Source organism: Sporosarcina sp. P12(2017), from assembly GCF_002743035.1.
GTDB lineage: Bacteria > Bacillota > Bacilli > Bacillales_A > Planococcaceae > Sporosarcina > Sporosarcina ureae.
The window spans coordinates 154,551-173,257 of the sequence record NZ_PDYL01000006.1 but is presented as its reverse complement, the minus strand read 5'-3'; the positions used below and the strand labels follow the sequence as shown (position 1 = coordinate 173,257).

Genomic DNA, 18,707 nt, shown 5'->3' with positions numbered 1-18,707 from the left:
ATTTTAACAATTTAACTGAAAAGTTAAAGTCCTGCAATTTTATAAAGAAAGGGATGATTTTATGGTTTTATCAAATTTAATGAAGGTTCAAACTCTGGCTGAATTAAAATGGCTCAAAAATAATATAGACACCATAACGCCGAAAGTAATTAATTATACAGTACAGTTTACAGTTAGTTTGTCATATACTTCTCTCAAATTATCCGGAGTAAATTGCAATTCATCTGGCTCATTGGATTTCCAAGCATGATATGATTCTCCTGTCAATTTATTGCACATTTGATCGGCATCAAATATCGAAATATCATAGACCCAATTAGCCATCATACAAACAGCTGCCATATGTGCTCCATCTGTAGTAGTTCCACAAATATCTTTTACAAGATCGATCTTATAATCACGATAGTAAGCATCCATTACTGTCGAAAGGACACAGACATCTGTCAGGACTCCGCCAATGATCAGATTCTTTACATTCAAACTTCTTAACATTAAGTCTAAACTTGATTCATGAAAACCGCTGTACCTATATTTATCAATAATGATGTCACCAGGTCGATTTTTCAATTCACCTATAATCTCAATCGAATCTGAATCTGTATGATAATAAAGTGGTTCTCCATTCTGATCAATAGGTTCACGATTGGCAAGTGCAATCCCGTCTCCTCTATTGATGTGACGCGTATAAATAATCGGTATGTTATTTTGTCGGCATGCTTTAATTACCTCTGCTGCTTTGTTAATAATTCTATCCATTCCCGCTATAGCAGATGTACCGCCCTCATTTTGAAAATCTATCAATAGCAACGCTGTGTTTTGTGTATCCAACTAACAAGCTCCTCTCTGCAAATCATTACCATGTACCATGCAAATATATACCAAAACTCCGCTCTCTTTTTTTCTCAATAAGGACCGCGTTATTTTTCAAGTTCGCGCTCTTAGTGGAGTTCCACTTCTTAAATTCGAACCGACAGACCCTCTATACGACATGGGGATCAGTCTCTTCCAACTTCAGTGTTTCCTCATAAGCAACCGCTCGATAAATAACTAATCCGCCTGATTGATAAGCAAAATGACCTCAGGCAAAGATCTTCCCTTGTACATCCAGCTCATTCAAGTGCTTTATATGAATCAGACGTACTTCCTCATTCCTCCAGGGTGAATCAGATTCAAAATCCCTTATAATAAGCCTTACAATGCCACCTAAATGCGATTCCAAACGACTATTTTCAATTCGTCATTTCTTCGACTGCATATTTCAATCCTTCTCCTCTAGTTATCCTTGATGCCGCCAACAGTTAGTTTTCTACTCGGAAAGTTGGAATGTCATGGTTCAAGACACCATCAATATACAATTTATCGGCTGCATAAAGTGCTTATTCAATTGAATGGATTTCAGTTTGCAGACCAAAACGTAAACATTAACTTTTTCTATTGCTTCTTCTGCTGATGTCACTTTGTCTATAACGAGGATCGGTGCAAACACTTCATTTACTCTTTTACAGCAGGCCTCCAGAATACCCCAAAAACTACCGGTTGAGCGGGAATTTCAATTGAACCAGTCGAGTCAATCTATCGTTGGATATTCAGAGTACTATTGTGAGTGTTCGGCATAAGAGAAATATTGTTGATTTCTACTTTTTAATTGAGCGCAAATTCTTTTTTAAGCAATCCCTTCTTTTAACCCTTTAGCACTTTCTTCGACATGACGTATCGTCATATATTCGGCTTCTTCACGTTTTCCTGTTAAAATCGCCTTGTTACTTTCCAGGCTTGTATTCTCCTGAAATGATTGCCAACCATATTGCGTGAGTAACTTGTGACGTCATACCAACAGTTTGTACTTCTTTGAATAATAGATATCACCTCTGCCTGCATGACCTATGTATAGTGATGACCCCAAAAATCCCAATTATCAAACTACCATGTACCATACAAGTAATAATAAAATTATATTATCTATTTTTTAAAATGTCAATTAATATTTTGATAATTAAAATTATTTAATATTTTTCTCCTCTATCTGCCGCTACTTCTTTGATCAATACAAGATCTTGCTCCTTTTCAACAATCCCTGGTTCAATCGCAAGCACTCTAACTAATTTAGGCGCACACCAAAAGCTGGGGGTAAACGCATACAGAATCTCATCTGCCACGGGGTGCTCTATGATGCAGTGGACGTTCAGCAACCAACCGGCCAGAGCCGTTTTCAAATTATTATACCGCTTACAGCTAAAACAGCTGATCTATACATTCGCTCGCTTAAAAAGTTCATCCGACCAACTAACCGAATGGGCGTTAGCACACGGCATGTTCGTTACAAATACACACTCCCCTTATGACTTTTTCAAATCTATCGAGAAGCATACACTACAGGATGAATTATCGGAAATTACACAGAACGTCCTTTTGCTGTCAGGAGAAAAAGATCATTATATTCCAGCATGGCATTTTACGCATCTCAAAGAAAACTTGCCTAATGCACACGTGGAGAGTCGAATGTTCACCGAAGCAGAAGGTGGCGAACAGCATTGCCAAGTTGGAAATTATGAAATTGCCATTGAGTATATGTACGAGTGGATTAAGCGGAGAGTATAGATGTACCAGGTTCCGATACTATTTAGGATACTTAGCGGCACACCTCTTGAGCAGATCAGCCAAGTTCAGACGTTTTTTGCCCAGCAATTCGAATTTGAAAACCTTGACGTCCTGCTAGGGAATGAAGAACCTATTACCGAGTAATACCTTCAGGATAAAATGATCCAACAAAAACGTGGCGGACTATGCTATGAACTCAATGGCCTGCTGTATATCGTACTTAAAGATCTGGGCTTTCCCGCACAACTCGCCGCTGGCACTGTTTGGGCACCGTCACCGCGAGACAGCTATGTCACGGACCGGACACACGTCGTGAACTTGCTCGAATTCGAAGACACACTGTACTTGATCGACAGTGGTTTCGGCAACAATCTCGTCATGCAGCCTGTCGCATTGGATGGAGACGCTGTCACTTCGCCTGCCGGCACATTCCGGTTGCGGACCGAAACGACGGAAAAAGGCACGATGGTATTTGAACAACTGAAAGACAACAACTGGGAACTTCGTTATGGCCTCTATCCCGACGCAATCAACTGGTCGCACTTGGATTGTGTAAAACAGCAGATCCACCACAGCCCCGAATCTTCATTCAATAAAGCGTTGCTCATTGCTAAATTAACAGACGACGGCACGTACTCGATTAACGAAGACCGTTACTATCGTAAGTCTAGTGGCAACGAGGAAACTCTGACATTCCAAGATCATGATGAACTACTCAAGCAAGTCAGACAGCATGCAGCTCCAGCTGTTTACGAAGCGACCGTAAACTATATTAATCAACAAAAGCTCTCCTGCTAAAAAGGTATCAGGTCCCGACACAATTCCAAAAAAGTTTCGGGACCTGATACCTTACCTCACTCTTGCAATTTTCTTTTTTCACTAAGTAGTCTTTGAAATCCCTTCTCTAATTCGTCTGTCGGACTAACACTTAAAACGACTAATGACTTCCGAAATCTTTGTTTCCAGCAAGAGTAATTCATTTTGCCGCAAGTCGTATTCTTTAATAGGATTGCGGTTTTATACTGTTCGTAGGTGCCATCAAATACTGTTAGTGCTCTGTTATGAATATCCACTATTCGTGTCGAGACAATTTCTGTGAACTTTCTATCATGTGAAACAAAAATAATCGTTCCTTTGTATTGTTTCAATTATATCCCTTTGAAATAACGTATAATGTAAATAATTAAACTTCTAGATAAAGCCATTTCCCCCATGCTTCATCTTAAACCCGAAAGGAACATCGATGTGGCTATTTGTCCAATCTAATAAACCCCCTAAGTACAAGTTAATTACGAAATGAACTCTTGGGGGAGTAATGTATGAAACTGAATAGAAATTTCAATTTGTTACTGACTGGCCAGTCTCTTGCCAACATTGGCGACGTACTATACATTGTCTGCATCATCTACTTCATCTTTGAATTGACCGGATCCGCCACTGCAGCTGATTTCGTCCCATTTACTATCACAAGCGCGATGTTTATCTCGAATGCCTTGACACCTTTATTAATACAACGCTTCAACCTTAAATGGCTGCTTGCTGGCTCTCAAATCGGAAAAACGATCTTGCTTGTTGCACTGACTTTCTTCCTGCAGCAACTTTCTTTATCCAATTTCTATTGGCTGTTTTTGATCATATTTCTAGTCGCCTTGCTGGACGGCTGCACTAATCCCGTCACCCAATCGCTAATACCAAATTATGTGAAGAGTGAACAGCTGCTAAAAGCGAATGGAATTACTGAAACCGTTACTCAACTGATCCAAACTTCTATATGGTTGATCGGTAGCTCATTGTTGATTTGGCTCTCTGCAAGTGCGTTTGTCTGGCTCACAGTCGGTGCATTCTCCGTATCTAGCCTACTCTTCACCAGGTTGGAAGCCGTTCAATTTACGCCAACTAAAGAAAAATACACATGGCAGCAAATTAGCCGAGGCTGGCAAACCGTCTTCACTTCACCTGTATTAAAGCGAATTGTCTGGATGGATATTCTTGAAACGATTGCTGGTACGGTATGGATTGCAGCGATTCTCTATGTATTTGTCAGTGATGCTTTGGTAGCTGATGAGAAATGGTGGGGATTCATCAATGGCGCCTTTTTCATAGGGTTGATGAGCGGCAGTCTTATCTGTCTCCGATTCCCAAACTGGATCGAACCAAAACTTGGCCAGTTCATTATCCTGGGCTCGTTCTCTAGCGGATTACTCACCATCTTCTTTGGTTTAACTAGCATTCCTACGCTGTCATTGATTATCTCCTTTCTTGTCGGTGTTTCTGGTCAGGTCAAAAATATACCCCAACAGACCGTGGTCCAGACGAGTGTTCCTAAAGATCGTTTGCCGACCGTATTTACAACACTCGGAGCAATTGGAACCGGAACCTTTGGCGTTGCTTCTCTTTTAACGGGTGTTCTGGCAGATGCATTTGGGATTCGGGGTGTATATATCTTATCGGGTCTTTTGTTATTAGTAGTTGGGGTGATTGCGTACAAAGGTAGAGTCTTACTTTCCAGAAAAGTGTAAGACCTAATTATCAAAGATGAAAGGGGACAATTGGAATATTTCCAACTGTCCCCTGCTTTCATTTTCTTTTCAACTGAAAATATACAATTTAATTAACATCTTTAATAAAGCTGAATAGGAATCCCGCACCTCCAGCCTGACAGACATCCCCCACTAACAAAAGACCTTTCAACTCAGCACTCCACCCAAAAACACCAAGCCAACCCGCATAAAAAAGGAATAATAAGGACATGATGAATAAAAGAGTGAAGAACGACCAAAAAACATGCGTACAAACGCAAAACACCAAACAGTAAATGAGGTAGTGTATGGGCTTTTTCAAAAAGAAATATAATACTAAAGTACAATCCACTTCCACTAAACAAATGAAGGAAACCAGTTCATCAACTGATCTTAAGACAAGTCTTCAAGACAATATACAAAATGTAAAAGACAGCCTGGGCGAAAGCTCAGATATTGTCATTCGAGAAATACGAATTGGTAAAGGTGGATCGATTAAAGCGGGTATTTTCTATACCGACGGGTTGACTGATACACCTGCATTGCAAAATTTCATAATGGAATCCTTGATGTTAGACATACAAGGTACCGAGTTAGAAAAGAAGTTAACGCCTGAACAAGATCTGTTAACTGCATTAAAAGATTTTGCGATGACGGTAGGAGAGATTAAAGATGTAACCAATTTTGATGATCTTTTTACTTCCCTTTTATCTGGCGATACTATTCTGTTGGTTGATGGATATTCCGAAGGTCTGGTCATCGGCAATAAGCATTGGATTGAGCGTGGGGTAACTGAACCTATGTCTCAGACAGTAGTTAGAGGGCCACGGGAAGGTTTTACCGAAAATTTGCGTGTTAATACGGCATTAATTCGTCGGAAACTTAAAGATCCGAGTCTATGGATGGAGTCAAGAGTGATTGGAACGCGCACGAAAACAAATGTGGCCATTATGTATATTAATGGCGTTGCAAATGACAAAATCGTGAATGAAGTCCGGTTACGTTTGGACCGAATAGATATTGATGGAATTTTGGAAAGTGGTAATATCGAGGGATTCATTGAAGATTCATCGTACTCCCCTTTCCCTACCGTCTATAATACCGAACGACCGGATACAGTAGCTGCAGCGCTTCTCGAAGGACGCATAGCCATTTTAGTAGATGGAACACCTTTTGTACTGATCGTTCCCGCACTATTTGTTCAATTTTTCCAATCACCTGAAGATTACTATGTGCATACAGGGATCGGGAGTCTGATTCGAGCCCTTCGCTTCCTTGCATTCGTGATTGCTTTGCTTGCACCTGCGTTTTTTATTGCAATCACCACTTTTCAACAATCTATGCTACCTCCTGCACTTCTTATTAGTCTGACAGCCCAACGAGAAGGTGTGCCATTTCCGGCATTTATTGAAGCCGTCATAATGGAAATCACTTTTGAAATCTTGAGGGAAGCAGGTATAAGAATGCCCCGCACCATCGGTTCAGCCATGTCGATTGTAGGCGCATTTGTTATTGGGACCGCAGCGGTCGAAGCGGGCATTATTTCAGCTGCCATGGTCATCGTCGTTTCCATAACCGCCATATCAAGTTTTGTTTCGCCTACTTACAACCTCGCGATCTCTGTGAGGATACTACGCTTTGGATTTATGGCGCTGGCTGCTTCGTTTGGCTTATATGGAATTGCCATAGGTTTAATTGCTCTCATTCTTCATTTATGCAGTTTACGTTCTTTTGGTGTACCTTATATGTCACCAATAGCTCCATTTAATATGTCTGATCAAAAGGATACGTTGATTGTTGTACCTATATGGAAAATGTTTACTAGACCTCGCCTAACCAATCAAACAAATAAGGTTAGGCAACAAGATCCTGCTTCTGCAAAACCACAGCCACCAAAAAACAAGGAATAGGAAAGGGAGTACATGATGAAAAAATGCATATTTCTACTCATTATTCTCACTCTCTTCTTGTCGGGGTGCTGGGACAGGAGGGAATTAAATGAGCTGGGTATCACCATGGCATTAGGTATTGATAAAATAGGAAATGAGTATGTAGTAAGTGCTCAAGTGGTCGTACCTTCGGAAGTATCCATGAGGGCAAGTACGGGACGTTCAGCGGTCACTCTCATCCAGGCAACCGGAGACACAGTATATGAAGCCTTTCGAAAAATGACAAAGATTTCCCCCCGAAAAATTTATCCGGGACATCTTCAAATACTGGTCATCAGCGAAGACCTGGCAAAAGAAGGAGTAGCTGAATCATTAGAGTTGCTGTCAAGGGATTGGGAGCTTCGATCAGACTTCTATGTAGTAGTTGCGAAGGATATAACTGCTTCTGAAGTATTGAATGTTACTACGCCAATAGAAAGTATTCCAGCCAATAAAATGTTTAATGCTCTTAAAGTATCAGAAAAAAACTGGGCCGGAACAGAAGGCGTTATTTTAGATGAGCTAGTAACTAATCTCATAAGTGACGGAAAGGAAGCTGTGTTAACAGGGATTCAAGTATTAGGTAACAAAGAAACAGGATCGAGCAAACAGAATGTGGAATCGATTACTCCTTCTACGCAAATTCAATATGATTATTTAGCTGTGTTTAAAGAAGATCAGCTAGTCGGCTGGCTAACTGAAGAGGAAAGCAGGGGGTACTCGGATATCACCAACAATGTAAAAAAATCCGTAATCTCTATTTCTTGTCCTAAAGGGGGAAAAATCGCTATAGAGATTCTTAATTTTAATTCTACAATTAAAGGCACTATAGACAAAGGAGAACCTGAGGTGGATGTCAAAATTCAGCTAGAAGGTAATGTAGGGGAGGTACAATGTTCAATCGATCTTACGAAACCAGAAACAATTGATGAGCTACAGAAAATTGTTGAAAAAGAAGTGAAAGAAACTATAGAACGGACAATAGATTCAATACAAAAGCAATACAAATCAGACATTTTCGGATTTGGTGAGGCCATTCATCGATCCAATCCTAAAGAGTGGAAAAAGATGAAAGAACATTGGGATGAAAAGTTTTCCAACTTGACCGTGAATGTTCATGTTGATATGAAACCCCTTCGTATCGGTACAGTAAATAATTCCTTCTTAGAAAAAATAAAGGACTAATACATCATGCTAAAAAGTATAGGAATACTCTTGTTAGCAGCTGCCATTCTGTGGTTTGAAGTTCCCTCACTCTTGGAAAAAAAATATAAGAAAGAATTGCTCGTGTTTTCAATTCTTCTAGCAATTGGAGTAGTGTTGGGCATACTACTTGCTTTTGGAGTAACTATTCCGCCCCCATTGGAATTACTAACTTTTTTGTTTACACGGCTAACTGACCTTATTGCTCCATTGTTAAAGTAAAGAACCATATGGAGGGAAAGGTAGGATATTACATGCAAAATATCAAAATTAATCCATATCAATTTCTAGTTTTGGTTATTTTTTTTACTGTAGGTACAGGTATCTTAATTATCCCGTCAGCTTTAGCTGCTGAAGCGAAGCAAGACGCTTGGATTGCCGTTATAGTGGGTATAGGAATCAGTTTGTTGGTCATATGGCTATTTACCACTATAGCTCTTTGGTTCCCTCATCTCAACTATATCCAAATTAATGAAAAACTATTTGGAAAATGGATAGGAAAAACCGTTTCGGTACTATTTGTAATCATGGCTACTTATTATACTTCTAGTCTTTTGTATTATTCCGCGACATTTGTAGCGACCAATATTTTGCCAAATACTCCTATGGTAGCTCTTCATATTCTTATGATAGGAATTGTCGTCATGGGAATCCATCTTGGATTGGAAACAATCGCTCGTTCTGCAGAAATCCTAATTGTTGTTTTCGTTGTCCTATTCCTCATTTTAGTAGTGTTTATTTCTCCACAAATCAAGTTTGAAAACTTACAGCCTGTATTTGAGGTAGGAACAAAAATGATCTTTCAATCAAGTATTTATTTTGTCACTTCATCTACTGTCAATGCGATTGTTTTATTAATGATCTTCCCTGCCTTGATCAACAAAATGAAGCAAGCTAAAAAATCCTTTTTAATTGGTCACTTAATAGGCGGGATCTTCATCTTCATACTTACATTTTTGAGTGTTTCGGTATTAGGTGCTGAGGATACGGCAAGACAAATTTATCCAGGTTATGAATTAGCCAAAAGGATAAGTGTTGGGGATTTCGTACAGCGTATCGAGGGATTAATGGGTTCACTTTGGTTTATTGCTCTCTATTTTAAGACGGTTCTTTACTTTTACGCTTCCATTTTAGGGATTACACAAATTTTAAATTTGAAAGACTATCGCCCCTTAACAGTGCCGTTAGGAATGCTTGCCGTGATCCTCGCTCTCGTGATCTATCCGAACGTCGTGTACCAAAATGTAATGGAACAATCGATTGAGATAGTCTTTTCCATGTTTATTGGACTTCTCTTCCCTCTTTTACTCGTTATCGTATATGCCTTTCGAAAAAACAAGTTAAAAAAGGAACCTGACAGCTCTTAGAATGAATTTACTTACTAATTGAACGTAAGTTATGTAGCAATCCAGCTGATCTTCTAATGGAAGTTCACTGGATTTTATTATTGTTCGTGAAAACTTAGTGTTTTACGATTCACTTTGCGACTCCACATCCATCCCTCCTCTCGCTCATAACGCACGATGCACCAAGCGCTTCCCCGCTTCTACATGTCCCACATACACTGGAAACTGCACTATGCGCTTTCGATACTCATACAAACTTTCCTCTATCCCCGATTCCACAAATGTTAATAAGTTCGGCATCAACCGATCGGCGTGAGTGACCTTTACACCGGTCTCACGAAATGTTTCGCTATGTAACCGATAAGCGTTTGCTTCTTTCTTACCGAGATAAAACGCATACCAATTCGGTTGCTTACTTTCCACTACAAAAAGCTTGATCTCGCCAATACGCAATGTATTCACTTTCATCGATTGCTGGATCGCTTCTTGGTCGTACTCGATCTCTTTCAGTTTTTTACTATCTTCGTCCATGCGGATCTTTTGATTCGTGATCGCCCAGAAGATGCTGTGGGCGGTTAGAGACATGTCGGTGTCCACTGCGTAATCGAATAGTTCTTCAACTGTGACCATATATACACTCTCCTTTTTGGGGTACCTAGTCCCCCGAATTATTCAGAATTATTCGGGGAAATGGTGCCGTCACCGAATCGATGACAGTCGGCCGTTGTCTTTGTTGTAGTAGACCGTGAAGCCGCCGACAGGGCCGTTGCGATGTTTAGCGACCGTAATTTCGAGATGGTTTTTGAGCTCTGATTCCTGATCGTAGTAATCTTCTCTGTAGAGGAAGCACACGACGTCTGCGTCTTGTTCTATGTTGCCGGAGTCTCGTAGGTCGCTCATCATCGGTTGCTTGTCTTGTCGTTGTTCGACTGCTCTCGAAAGCTGAGACAGTACGACAACAGGACAGTTAAATTCTTTGGCCATCGTTTTTAGATCTGAGCTAATTTGGCCGATCGCTTGGTTTTGATTATTCGTAGTTTCTTCCGGTCGAATGATTTGCAAGTAATCAACGAAGATAATCGGTCGTTTGTCAGGTTGTTCCCTGATGATTTTGCGGGCAGTGGCTTTTATTTGGCTCACTTTTATTCCGCTTCTGTCGTCAATACGGATCTTAGCGCTTTGCAGGTGCTCAAGTGCCGTCATCCATGTATCCTTCTGTGTGTTGTCGAAGTGTTTATATGGATCGCGCATCTTTAATCGACTGTATCCACCCGCTGCGGAAATCAGACGTTCCGTCATCGATTTACGACTCATTTCAAGTGAGAAAACGATCGGTAAATGATTGTTCCATCCGGCAGTCAGCGCGAGATGATTGAGTGTATCGGTCTTTCCCATGGAAGGTCTTGCAGCGATGACAATGAATTCACTGTCTTGGAATCCGTTCAGCAAATAATCCATCGGCTGTAAGCCTGTGCTAATTCCTGTCATGTCAGATGCTTCGATAAATGGACGTTCGTACTGTGCCACCAGGATCTCGTCGAGTAACAGCGAATCATCTGACGTGTAATCGGTATCCAGTTTTTCTAACTCTTTAAAAACATCATTAAGTTCCCACTGTTCGACCTGTGCTTGCTGTAAGATTCTCTCCATCTCGCGTTTTTTCCACTTTGTAATAACCATTTCCAAATACTCGTCAAAGCGTGCAGGATTGGCAAAGCGACGTAGTTCCGATACGTAATTGGCCCCACCAAGTTCTGCCGGTTCACGTGTCGTCAGCAATGTGATGAAGTCGATTGGGCGTCCGTTGTTGGCTAATTCTTTCATGGTCAGATAAATATTTTTGTGCAGCTGTTTCTCAAAGAATGCTGTCTGTATTCCACTGTCGAGCACCAAATAATTTTCCTCCATCATCGTACCGAGAAGGCTTTTTTCCATTAGTTCACTATTCATAAGTGTTCATCCCCTTTATTGAAATCCAGCACTGGCAGAGCGAGCAAGCGTTTTTTCGGTTTCTGCACTACAGCTAGTTCATTGATATAGTTTTCGAAATTGGTTGCGCTAAATAATGTCGACGGCCGCAGGAAGCGGTTGAATTCAGCATGGTTGATCCACTGAGATACTTTGAGATCGATGACTTTCATGAAGTCCTCTTGTGTATAACCTTCTTTCACTCTGCCAGCGATGAACTTTCTGGTTGCTAAAGACTGGGCTTTAAATTGCTTTCCGGCTTTATCATTTAAATAATTAATGACCACATGTGCGACGTCGAGATTCATCTCGACTTGGTCTTTATTCTTTATTTTTAAAGATTCTTTAAGTTCTTTAGTTATTGGCTTGCCCAATTCCGCCATGTGGACTTGCTCAACTCCGACAGGCGCACGTGGCGGTTCTGAGCAAGTGACTTGCTCATGTTCGAATGCACTTTCAGGCAATCGGGTATAGTCGATGCGATACCATTTCGTGTTGTCGATTTTCATCCGGTTATGATGATCTGTCGATATGAGATAGCCTTTGTTTTCAAGATCATAAATAATACGTCTAATCGTGTTCGAAGACCAGAATGTAAATTCTTTTGTCCACTCTTTATACGTTTTATGAATCCACCTATGGCCGTCTCGAACATTTTTGGATACAAGCGAGCGGAAATGCACTTGTTGCATAAATAACGCTCCGTTAATTCCCACTAAATGTACGAGCGACGGTAGTAGCGGTATCGACTCTTCATCAATTAATAATTTCATATGGTTTTTCCCCCTGTAAAAAAGTTGTAGTAGAGTGCTCACTTTGCACTTCTCATACTCCATATAGAGAGTTTTTCAGAAAAGGATACTGATTTTAAAAATAAATTTTGAATATGCTAAAAAAGGGGTGAAAGTTTAGTCCTTCACCCCTTGTAAATTATGTACGTTTAGACACACATCGCATAATTGATTTGATAGCATTTCAACGTAAAGTCTGGTCTGCCGGTCATGACGTTGAGATAGCCTATGTTTTCAAATATTGCTTCGTAGCTATTTGGTGCATAACCAATTCCCCCTCGATTTAGATTGCTCGCTTCATAGGTTATATAGAGTAATTTCTGTTTATGGATACACACTCATTGAAACTTACTACTATTGGATTGTTCTATACATCGTGTTTCGTGATACTTTTTAATTTTCTAATAGTGATTTTGGATATCTTTGGTATAATTATGTAGAAGTATAAAATCAAGTGGTATTCAACCATCGCGTCCATTTACAGAATGATTACGAAAAATAACAGATGTTTAAAGAAAGAGGAGGGGTTTTGTGTTCTGGTTAAGATTTGGGGTAATTATAGTATGTGTTCTTGCTCTTAATTCACTACTTAAGGTTCTTCTGAGGAAGCTACTTAAAATTGAAAAAGTAAAAAAAGAGTACTTTTCTTTTAATCACATAAATGAAGTACATCGTAAAATTGATAAAAGTTTGCGTGTTTTTTCTGCGATCAGCCTAATCACTCTATATTCTGTTCTACTTTTTTATTATGAAGATTTCATTTATCTGTTTTTCTTCGCCATCATAGCTTTTACAATACTGGATTATCTGATAAGGGCCTTTTTCGAATGGAAGTATACACACGATCCAAAACAATCTATTTTGACTGTAACCGAATTGCTAATAATAGTAGTGGCGGCCACCATCATGATTATCTGGTTACTACCTGCGTAGCAATACTTCATATTATGAACGGCAACCTCTGCCCTTTCACACCATTCAGAAAGTGCTACTCCACTGTTTTTATAACCATCCATCTTCGCAGACCAGTATGCTCCTTTCTTTTCTTTTCAAATAAATTCCTCCCAAAATATTTTCTTTGGGAGGAGTAACTCACGAAACGTCATCGCCACAAACTATAAATCCTCGTCAAACATAGGCGCTAATTTAGGTTAATGCCTTACCGCAAGCGGATGATACGCAACAGCTGTTTGAAATCCTTTCACCTTATACCATCCCCCGGGCAATCATTCCACTTCAGTAGAGGTCTACCCCTTTAGCCAATAGTAATGTAGAGGGTAAATTACGTAATATCAATTAGTAAACTTGTAGTCCGCCTCCAAAAAATAACCTCACATACCGATTTCAAATCGGCTTGTGAGGTTGGCGTTCTATAAAATAATCCTCCTACTATTTCGGCATGTTCTAATTTAACCTAAGTAGGATTTTTGCACAATTTCAGTATCTTTCAATTCATCCTTTGTTCCTTCACCTACGAGGCGTCCCGCCATCAGGACATATGCACGGTCACAGAAATCAATTGCCATTTCAGCGTTTTGGTCAACTAATAATATGGTCGTTCCTCGCTGGTGTAGTTCTGTTATTTTTTCATACACTTCGTAAACGAGCCTCGGAGATAATCCCATGGATGGCTCATCAAGTAATAATAGTTTTGGACTAACCATCATTGCCCGGGCAATCGCCAGCATTTGTTGTTCACCACCGGATAATAACCCTGCCATCTGATTTTTTCGATCTCTTAAAATCGGGAATGGCTCCGACACTTCTTCGGCCATTTGTAATCGTTCTTTATTACTTAGCGTATAGCCGCCTAAAAGTAGATTATCCCAAACAGATAAATACGGAAATACTTGCCTTCCCTCAGGAACTAACGTCATCCCATGATTGACTAAACGAAAAGTTCTTGAGTTCGTAATCGTTTTGTCGGACAATGTGATTTTCCCGCTTTTAGGACGAACCTCTCCCATGATACTTTTTAAAAGAGTGCTCTTACCTGCCCCATTTGCACCAATGACAGAAACCGCTTCCCGTTCTTTCACATGAATGTTCATATCTTCTATGGCACACACTTGACCATAATACGTGTTTAACCCTTGTACTTTAAGCATCTACCTTCACCTTCCCCATATATGCTTCAATAACTGCAGGGTGTTTTTGTATCACATCGGCAGTTCCTTCTACTAGTTTCTCCCCAAAGTTAATTACTGTAATATGGTCAGACAATGTGTTCACTAAGTTCATATCATGTGCAATAATCAGAATCGTAATGCCTTCATTATTTACAGCCGTAAATAATTCCATTAATTCCTTTGTCTCTTTTGGATTCATCCCAGCCGTCGGTTCATCGAGCAGTAAGAGTTGTGGTTGCGTCGCTAACGCCCTAGCAATTTCAACCCTTCTTTGATTACCATATGACAACTGCGCTGCATACTCATCTCGCACATCCCATAGCCCAACGAATTTCAAGATCTCTTCCACACGTTGTTTTGCAGCCTGTTCTTTTTCCCTAAATGCTTTCGTTCGCAATAAGGCAGGAGCTAGCTTCGCGCCTGTTAATAAATAGGTTCCAATCAAAACTGTCTCGGAAACAGTCATGTCCGGAAATAGACGTATATTTTGAAAAGTTCTAGATACACCATGCTTGGCAATCTGATCCGAGCTCAATGAAGTAATATCCGTTGTAGAAAAAAGTACCTCACCTTTATCAGGAGGTATAATTCCAGTAATCAGGTTAAATAACGTACTTTTACCTGCACCATTTGGACCTATGATGGCATGTATATGGTTTTTTTTCACTGAGAAGGAAAGGTCATTTACTGCCTTGACCCCTCCAAAAGATTTGGAAAGGCCCGCTACGGTTAAGATAGCTGTATCCGTCAGATTCTTTTTATTCATAGCCTAACCCCTCTTTCTTTACATCTACTGTTGCTTTTCCTCCTTTCATCTTCTTTAGTAAGGCTCGTTTTTCAATTTGTTTTCTATAATACTTGATAATCCCCATAATGCCTCTCGGGAAAAACATCATCATGATGACAATTAGCAATCCATAGATCAGCATGCGTAATTCTGGTGCTGCACGTAATGCTTCAGAAAAGATCGTGAGCAGTGATGCCCCTAATACCGCACCGATGATTGATCCTTGTCCACCGATCATGACCATTGTTAAGATGGTGACGGACATTGTGAAATTGAATGTCTCAGGACTGACAACATGAATGAAGTGAGCATATAATGTACCCGCGGCCCCACAATATGCAGCTGAAATAGTAAACATAACCACTTTCGTTCTAAATACTGGAATCCCCATTGACTGTGCAGCTAATTCATCATCCCGAATTGCAGTACAAGCCCGTCCGAAACCAGAATTGATGAGCAATTTCGTAACGATGATTGCTACCATTACAAAGAACAGTAATAATGGGTAATAATCAGCGTACTGAGTAAATGAAAGCTGAAAAATACCAAAATTCATTGCGGGTGGTGAAGGAATCAATGCAATTCCCATTGGACCACCTGTAACATCTGTCCAATTTAGAAAAACTAGCCAAATAATTGTTCCAAATGCGAGCGTAGCCATTACCAAGTATTCTTCAATCAGTTTTAGTCCGATAAATCCGATGATGAAACCGATGATGGCAGTTGCCAAAATCGCGATGGGTAATGTAAACCAAAAAGACAGACCAAGTTTTGTTGAAAATATAGCCGCTATATATGCACCTATTCCAAAAAATGCCCCATGACCTATGGATACTTGACCTGTATAACCCACTATTAAATCTAATCCTAGTACAAGAAGTATATAAATTAGGATTAGATTAATGACATACATAAAGTATGGATTCGTTATTCCGAGGGGGATCATAAGTAAGGCAATTACTCCGATGAGCAATCCTAGCCTACGATATCCCAACTTTCTGATATGTTCCATGTCATCTACTCCTTTATACTTTTTCTGCTACGACTTTACCGAAGATTCCTTGTGGACGAAGCAGTAAAATTACTAATAAAATGACCATAGCAACCGCATCTCGATAACCGGAAGAAATAAAGCCAGCAGCGAAACTCTCAAGCACACCTAGCATCAAACCCGCCACCATAGCACCAGGTATATTACCCATTCCACCCATAACGGATGCGGTAAAACCCTTAAGTCCAGCAAATACACCCATTGTTGGATAAACGAGGAATACAGGACCGACTAGTATACCAGCAAGCGCACCAACGCCCGATCCAATTGCAAATGTAATCGAAATGACTTTGTTTGCATTTATGCCCATCAATTCGGTCGCTTGAATGTTTTGTGATGCTGCTTGCACTGCTTTCCCCATTAATGTACGATTCATGAAAAATTCAAGTAGGAACATGACAATGATCGTAACAATAATGATGAAAATATAATGTTGATTGACCATCATCCCACCGATATTAATATTGTTTGAAAGGAAAGGTGAGGCTAACCTTTCAGGTGAAGCTCCCCAGATAAGTTGTGCGGAGTTTTGTAGAACAATCGCAATACCGATAGCCGCTATAAGCAAGTTCAATTTTGGAGCAGTACGCATTTTCTTATAAACGAGCTTTTCCATTAAATAACCTAATAGTGCACCTGATAACATACCACATGAATAAGCCAACCAAACTGGGGCTCCTAGGTACATGGTGGTAAGGGCAACAAATGCCCCTCCCATATATACCTCACCATGTGCAAAGTTGATGAATCGCAGGACATTCCAAACCATCGTGTATCCGATTGCCATTAATGCATAAACGCTTCCCAAGACAATCCCATTTATTAGTTGGTCGACAATCATAAATAATCACCCTATTCTTGGATTATTATAAACTTCTGGTCTTTCACTTGCATGATCATTGGAGCATTTGAACGTTCGCCATCTTCGTCAAATTGAATTAATCCTGTCGTCCCTTCCATCTGAATATTCGCCAATGCGTCACGGACTTTTTCTGGTGAATCTCCGCCCTCTTCAAAGGCTTTTGCAAGTGTCAAAGCAGCATCATAGGCGATTGCTGTATTCGCTTCAGGCTCGATATTATTTTCTTCACTTAATTTTATAAATTCATTCATTGCCTCTGTATCCATTTCCATGTTAATCATAGATGCAAAGATATGATTTTCAACTGCATCTCCCCCTAATTCAATTAACTGTTCGGAATACATGGAGTCGTCAGGTGAGAAAAACTGAACATCTAGTCCTGCTTGTTTTGCTTGTTGTGCAATTAAAGCCACTTCGTTGTAGAGACCTACAATCATCACCGCATCTGGTTTCATTTTTTTTATTTTAGATAATTGGGAAGAAAAGTTTTTATCTCCTGGGTTATATGTTTCCGTTGCAATAAACTCAACACCTATAGATTCCGCTGCTTTTTTCGCAGAGTCGGACATTGTGATTCCGTAATCAGTATTTTCATATATAGATGCGATTTTCTTGATTCCCTTTTCTTCAGCCATATATTTTAATACTGCTGGAACGTACACTTGACCAGTTAGGATGATGCGGTATAAATAGTCATTATCTAAAGTAGTGAATTCCGGACTTGCTCCCATGTGGACGTGAAGTGCCTTGGCATTTTTCGAAACCTCTTGAGCCGCTAAAGTTGGTGATGAATTATAGCCGCCAATTATTGCTTTAACATTATCATTCATAATCATTTTGTTCACAACCGCAACTGCTTCAGATGGTGTCGCTTTATCATCCCCAACGACTAACTCCAACTTCTTTCCGTTTACTCCACCTTCTGCATTAATCTTTTTAAAAGCCAGATCAACCCCATTTTTCATATCTTGTCCGTATTGGGCATTGTCCCCGGTCATTGGTGCTTGTAGACCCACTCTAATGGATTCACTTTTGTCAGATGCTTCTGCTTTTGAAGATGACCCTTCTTCGGTTGAACATCCTGCTAGAATTAGCGTGAGTGCCATGAAGAAAGCAATACATCCATTGAATTTGGTTTTACCGAATGTCATTTTCATTCCCCCTAGAATTATTTAAAACAATTTGGTTAGCAAAAGAATAACTTGTGTCGAAGCAAGTGGTAACATCGCTATTATTTTAGAATCCCTCCTTATTTACCTATGGAATATTGTTTAATATAAATAAAGATGATTCCCTTGAATTGTAAGAGCTTTCTACTGTTGTCTCACAATCAATTAAGAAATTATCCTCAAACAATCCTAAGTTAAACTCGAAACTATGAATACATTGACTTTTCTGATAATTGATAATGTGATTTTCCTAATTTTATTAAATGAGGATTCTAACATAGCTCTACAATCTGGTAGTAACTTCAGCTATTCTAAAAATATCCCCACAAAGCAATTTCAAATCGTTTTGCGGGGTA

17 protein-coding genes are annotated in these 18,707 nt (G+C 39.8%); 7 read left to right on the top strand and 10 right to left on the bottom strand.

Features of this window, described 5'->3' with window-relative positions:
• Window positions 1-153 precede the first annotated feature (153 nt).
• On the bottom strand, window positions 154-828 hold the full coding sequence (locus CSV80_RS06785) for a cysteine hydrolase family protein (RefSeq protein ID WP_099670157.1): 675 nt from the start codon (window positions 826-828) through the stop codon (window positions 154-156).
• A 1,175-nt stretch (window positions 829-2,003) separates the two neighbouring features.
• Window positions 2,004-2,156, bottom strand: coding sequence for a hypothetical protein (locus CSV80_RS17485; RefSeq protein WP_158231868.1), 153 nt, complete (start codon window positions 2,154-2,156; stop codon window positions 2,004-2,006).
• Window positions 2,157-2,166: 10 nt separating this feature from the next.
• Here CSV80_RS17485 and CSV80_RS06775 point away from each other — a divergent pair, with 10 nt between their 5' ends.
• The 6 genes from CSV80_RS06775 (at window position 2,167) to CSV80_RS06740 (ending at window position 9,615) form a co-directional block, all read left to right on the top strand.
• Window positions 2,167-2,598: an alpha/beta fold hydrolase gene (locus CSV80_RS06775; protein WP_099671855.1), complete on the top strand. Its 432-nt coding sequence runs from the start codon at window positions 2,167-2,169 to the stop codon at window positions 2,596-2,598.
• 159 nt (window positions 2,599-2,757) lie between these two features.
• Window positions 2,758-3,396 carry an arylamine N-acetyltransferase family protein gene (locus tag CSV80_RS06770; protein ID WP_099670155.1) on the top strand — a complete coding sequence of 213 codons (639 nt, stop codon included), beginning with the start codon at window positions 2,758-2,760 and terminating at the stop codon, window positions 3,394-3,396.
• Between the two features lie 521 nt (window positions 3,397-3,917).
• Complete coding sequence (locus CSV80_RS06760; RefSeq protein ID WP_099670153.1) at window positions 3,918-5,117, top strand: MFS transporter; 1,200 nt, start codon at window positions 3,918-3,920, stop codon at window positions 5,115-5,117.
• 308 nt (window positions 5,118-5,425) lie between these two features.
• Window positions 5,426-7,027, top strand: a complete 1,602-nt coding sequence (locus tag CSV80_RS06755; protein ID WP_099670152.1) for a spore germination protein — start codon at window positions 5,426-5,428, stop codon at window positions 7,025-7,027.
• A gap of 12 nt (window positions 7,028-7,039) precedes the next feature.
• On the top strand, window positions 7,040-8,230 hold the full coding sequence (locus CSV80_RS06750; protein ID WP_233201536.1) for a Ger(x)C family spore germination protein: 1,191 nt from the start codon (window positions 7,040-7,042) through the stop codon (window positions 8,228-8,230).
• A 272-nt stretch (window positions 8,231-8,502) separates the two neighbouring features.
• Window positions 8,503-9,615, top strand: coding sequence for a GerAB/ArcD/ProY family transporter (locus tag CSV80_RS06740; RefSeq protein WP_099670150.1), 1,113 nt, complete (start codon window positions 8,503-8,505; stop codon window positions 9,613-9,615).
• Between the two features lie 144 nt (window positions 9,616-9,759).
• Here the strand turns inward: CSV80_RS06740 and CSV80_RS06735 are convergent, their stop codons facing one another.
• The 3 genes from CSV80_RS06735 to CSV80_RS06725 form a co-directional block, all read right to left on the bottom strand.
• Window positions 9,760-10,224 (bottom strand): hypothetical protein, encoded by a 465-nt coding sequence (locus CSV80_RS06735; protein ID WP_099670149.1) that lies wholly within the window; start codon window positions 10,222-10,224, stop codon window positions 9,760-9,762.
• A gap of 69 nt (window positions 10,225-10,293) precedes the next feature.
• Window positions 10,294-11,544, bottom strand: coding sequence for a replicative DNA helicase (locus CSV80_RS06730; protein WP_099670148.1), 1,251 nt, complete (start codon window positions 11,542-11,544; stop codon window positions 10,294-10,296).
• Window positions 11,541-12,335: a conserved phage C-terminal domain-containing protein gene (locus tag CSV80_RS06725; protein WP_158231867.1), complete on the bottom strand. Its 795-nt coding sequence runs from the start codon at window positions 12,333-12,335 to the stop codon at window positions 11,541-11,543. Before CSV80_RS06725 ends, CSV80_RS06730 begins: the two co-directional genes overlap by 4 nt.
• Window positions 12,336-12,884: 549 nt before the next feature.
• Between CSV80_RS06725 and CSV80_RS06720 the strand changes: the two genes are divergently transcribed.
• Window positions 12,885-13,286, top strand: coding sequence for a DUF4181 domain-containing protein (locus tag CSV80_RS06720; RefSeq protein WP_099670146.1), 402 nt, complete (start codon window positions 12,885-12,887; stop codon window positions 13,284-13,286).
• A gap of 476 nt (window positions 13,287-13,762) precedes the next feature.
• Here CSV80_RS06720 and CSV80_RS06715 read toward each other — a convergent pair whose 3' ends face one another.
• The 5 genes from CSV80_RS06715 to CSV80_RS06695 are packed head-to-tail and all read right to left on the bottom strand — an operon-like array spanning window position 13,763 to window position 18,333.
• Window positions 13,763-14,461: an ABC transporter ATP-binding protein gene (locus CSV80_RS06715; protein ID WP_099670145.1), complete on the bottom strand. Its 699-nt coding sequence runs from the start codon at window positions 14,459-14,461 to the stop codon at window positions 13,763-13,765.
• A complete protein-coding gene (locus CSV80_RS06710) occupies window positions 14,454-15,248 on the bottom strand; it encodes an ABC transporter ATP-binding protein (RefSeq protein ID WP_099670144.1) in 795 nt (264 codons plus the stop codon). Before CSV80_RS06710 ends, CSV80_RS06715 begins: the two co-directional genes overlap by 8 nt.
• Complete coding sequence (locus CSV80_RS06705) at window positions 15,241-16,281, bottom strand: branched-chain amino acid ABC transporter permease (protein WP_099670143.1); 1,041 nt, start codon at window positions 16,279-16,281, stop codon at window positions 15,241-15,243. Before CSV80_RS06705 ends, CSV80_RS06710 begins: the two co-directional genes overlap by 8 nt.
• 13 nt (window positions 16,282-16,294) lie before the next feature.
• A complete protein-coding gene (locus tag CSV80_RS06700) occupies window positions 16,295-17,161 on the bottom strand; it encodes a branched-chain amino acid ABC transporter permease (protein WP_099670142.1) in 867 nt (288 codons plus the stop codon).
• Between the two features lie 11 nt (window positions 17,162-17,172).
• On the bottom strand, window positions 17,173-18,333 hold the full coding sequence (locus CSV80_RS06695; protein ID WP_099670141.1) for an ABC transporter substrate-binding protein: 1,161 nt from the start codon (window positions 18,331-18,333) through the stop codon (window positions 17,173-17,175).
• Window positions 18,334-18,707: the final 374 nt, after the last annotated feature.

Coding starts and splice junctions, on each gene's coding strand:
- CSV80_RS06775 (WP_099671855.1), top strand. CDS start 2,167: ATGATGCAGTGGACGTTCAGCAACCAACCGGCCAGAGCCGTTTTCAAA.
- CSV80_RS06770 (WP_099670155.1), top strand. CDS start 2,758: ATGATCCAACAAAAACGTGGCGGACTATGCTATGAACTCAATGGCCTG.
- CSV80_RS06760 (WP_099670153.1), top strand. CDS start 3,918: ATGAAACTGAATAGAAATTTCAATTTGTTACTGACTGGCCAGTCTCTT.
- CSV80_RS06755 (WP_099670152.1), top strand. CDS start 5,426: ATGGGCTTTTTCAAAAAGAAATATAATACTAAAGTACAATCCACTTCC.
- CSV80_RS06750 (WP_233201536.1), top strand. CDS start 7,040: ATGATGAAAAAATGCATATTTCTACTCATTATTCTCACTCTCTTCTTG.
- CSV80_RS06740 (WP_099670150.1), top strand. CDS start 8,503: ATGCAAAATATCAAAATTAATCCATATCAATTTCTAGTTTTGGTTATT.
- CSV80_RS06735 (WP_099670149.1), bottom strand. CDS start 10,224: ATGGTCACAGTTGAAGAACTATTCGATTACGCAGTGGACACCGACATG.
- CSV80_RS06730 (WP_099670148.1), bottom strand. CDS start 11,544: ATGAATAGTGAACTAATGGAAAAAAGCCTTCTCGGTACGATGATGGAG.
- CSV80_RS06725 (WP_158231867.1), bottom strand. CDS start 12,335: ATGAAATTATTAATTGATGAAGAGTCGATACCGCTACTACCGTCGCTC.
- CSV80_RS06715 (WP_099670145.1), bottom strand. CDS start 14,461: ATGCTTAAAGTACAAGGGTTAAACACGTATTATGGTCAAGTGTGTGCC.
- CSV80_RS06710 (WP_099670144.1), bottom strand. CDS start 15,248: ATGAATAAAAAGAATCTGACGGATACAGCTATCTTAACCGTAGCGGGC.
- CSV80_RS06705 (WP_099670143.1), bottom strand. CDS start 16,281: ATGGAACATATCAGAAAGTTGGGATATCGTAGGCTAGGATTGCTCATC.
- CSV80_RS06700 (WP_099670142.1), bottom strand. CDS start 17,161: ATGATTGTCGACCAACTAATAAATGGGATTGTCTTGGGAAGCGTTTAT.
- CSV80_RS06695 (WP_099670141.1), bottom strand. CDS start 18,333: ATGACATTCGGTAAAACCAAATTCAATGGATGTATTGCTTTCTTCATG.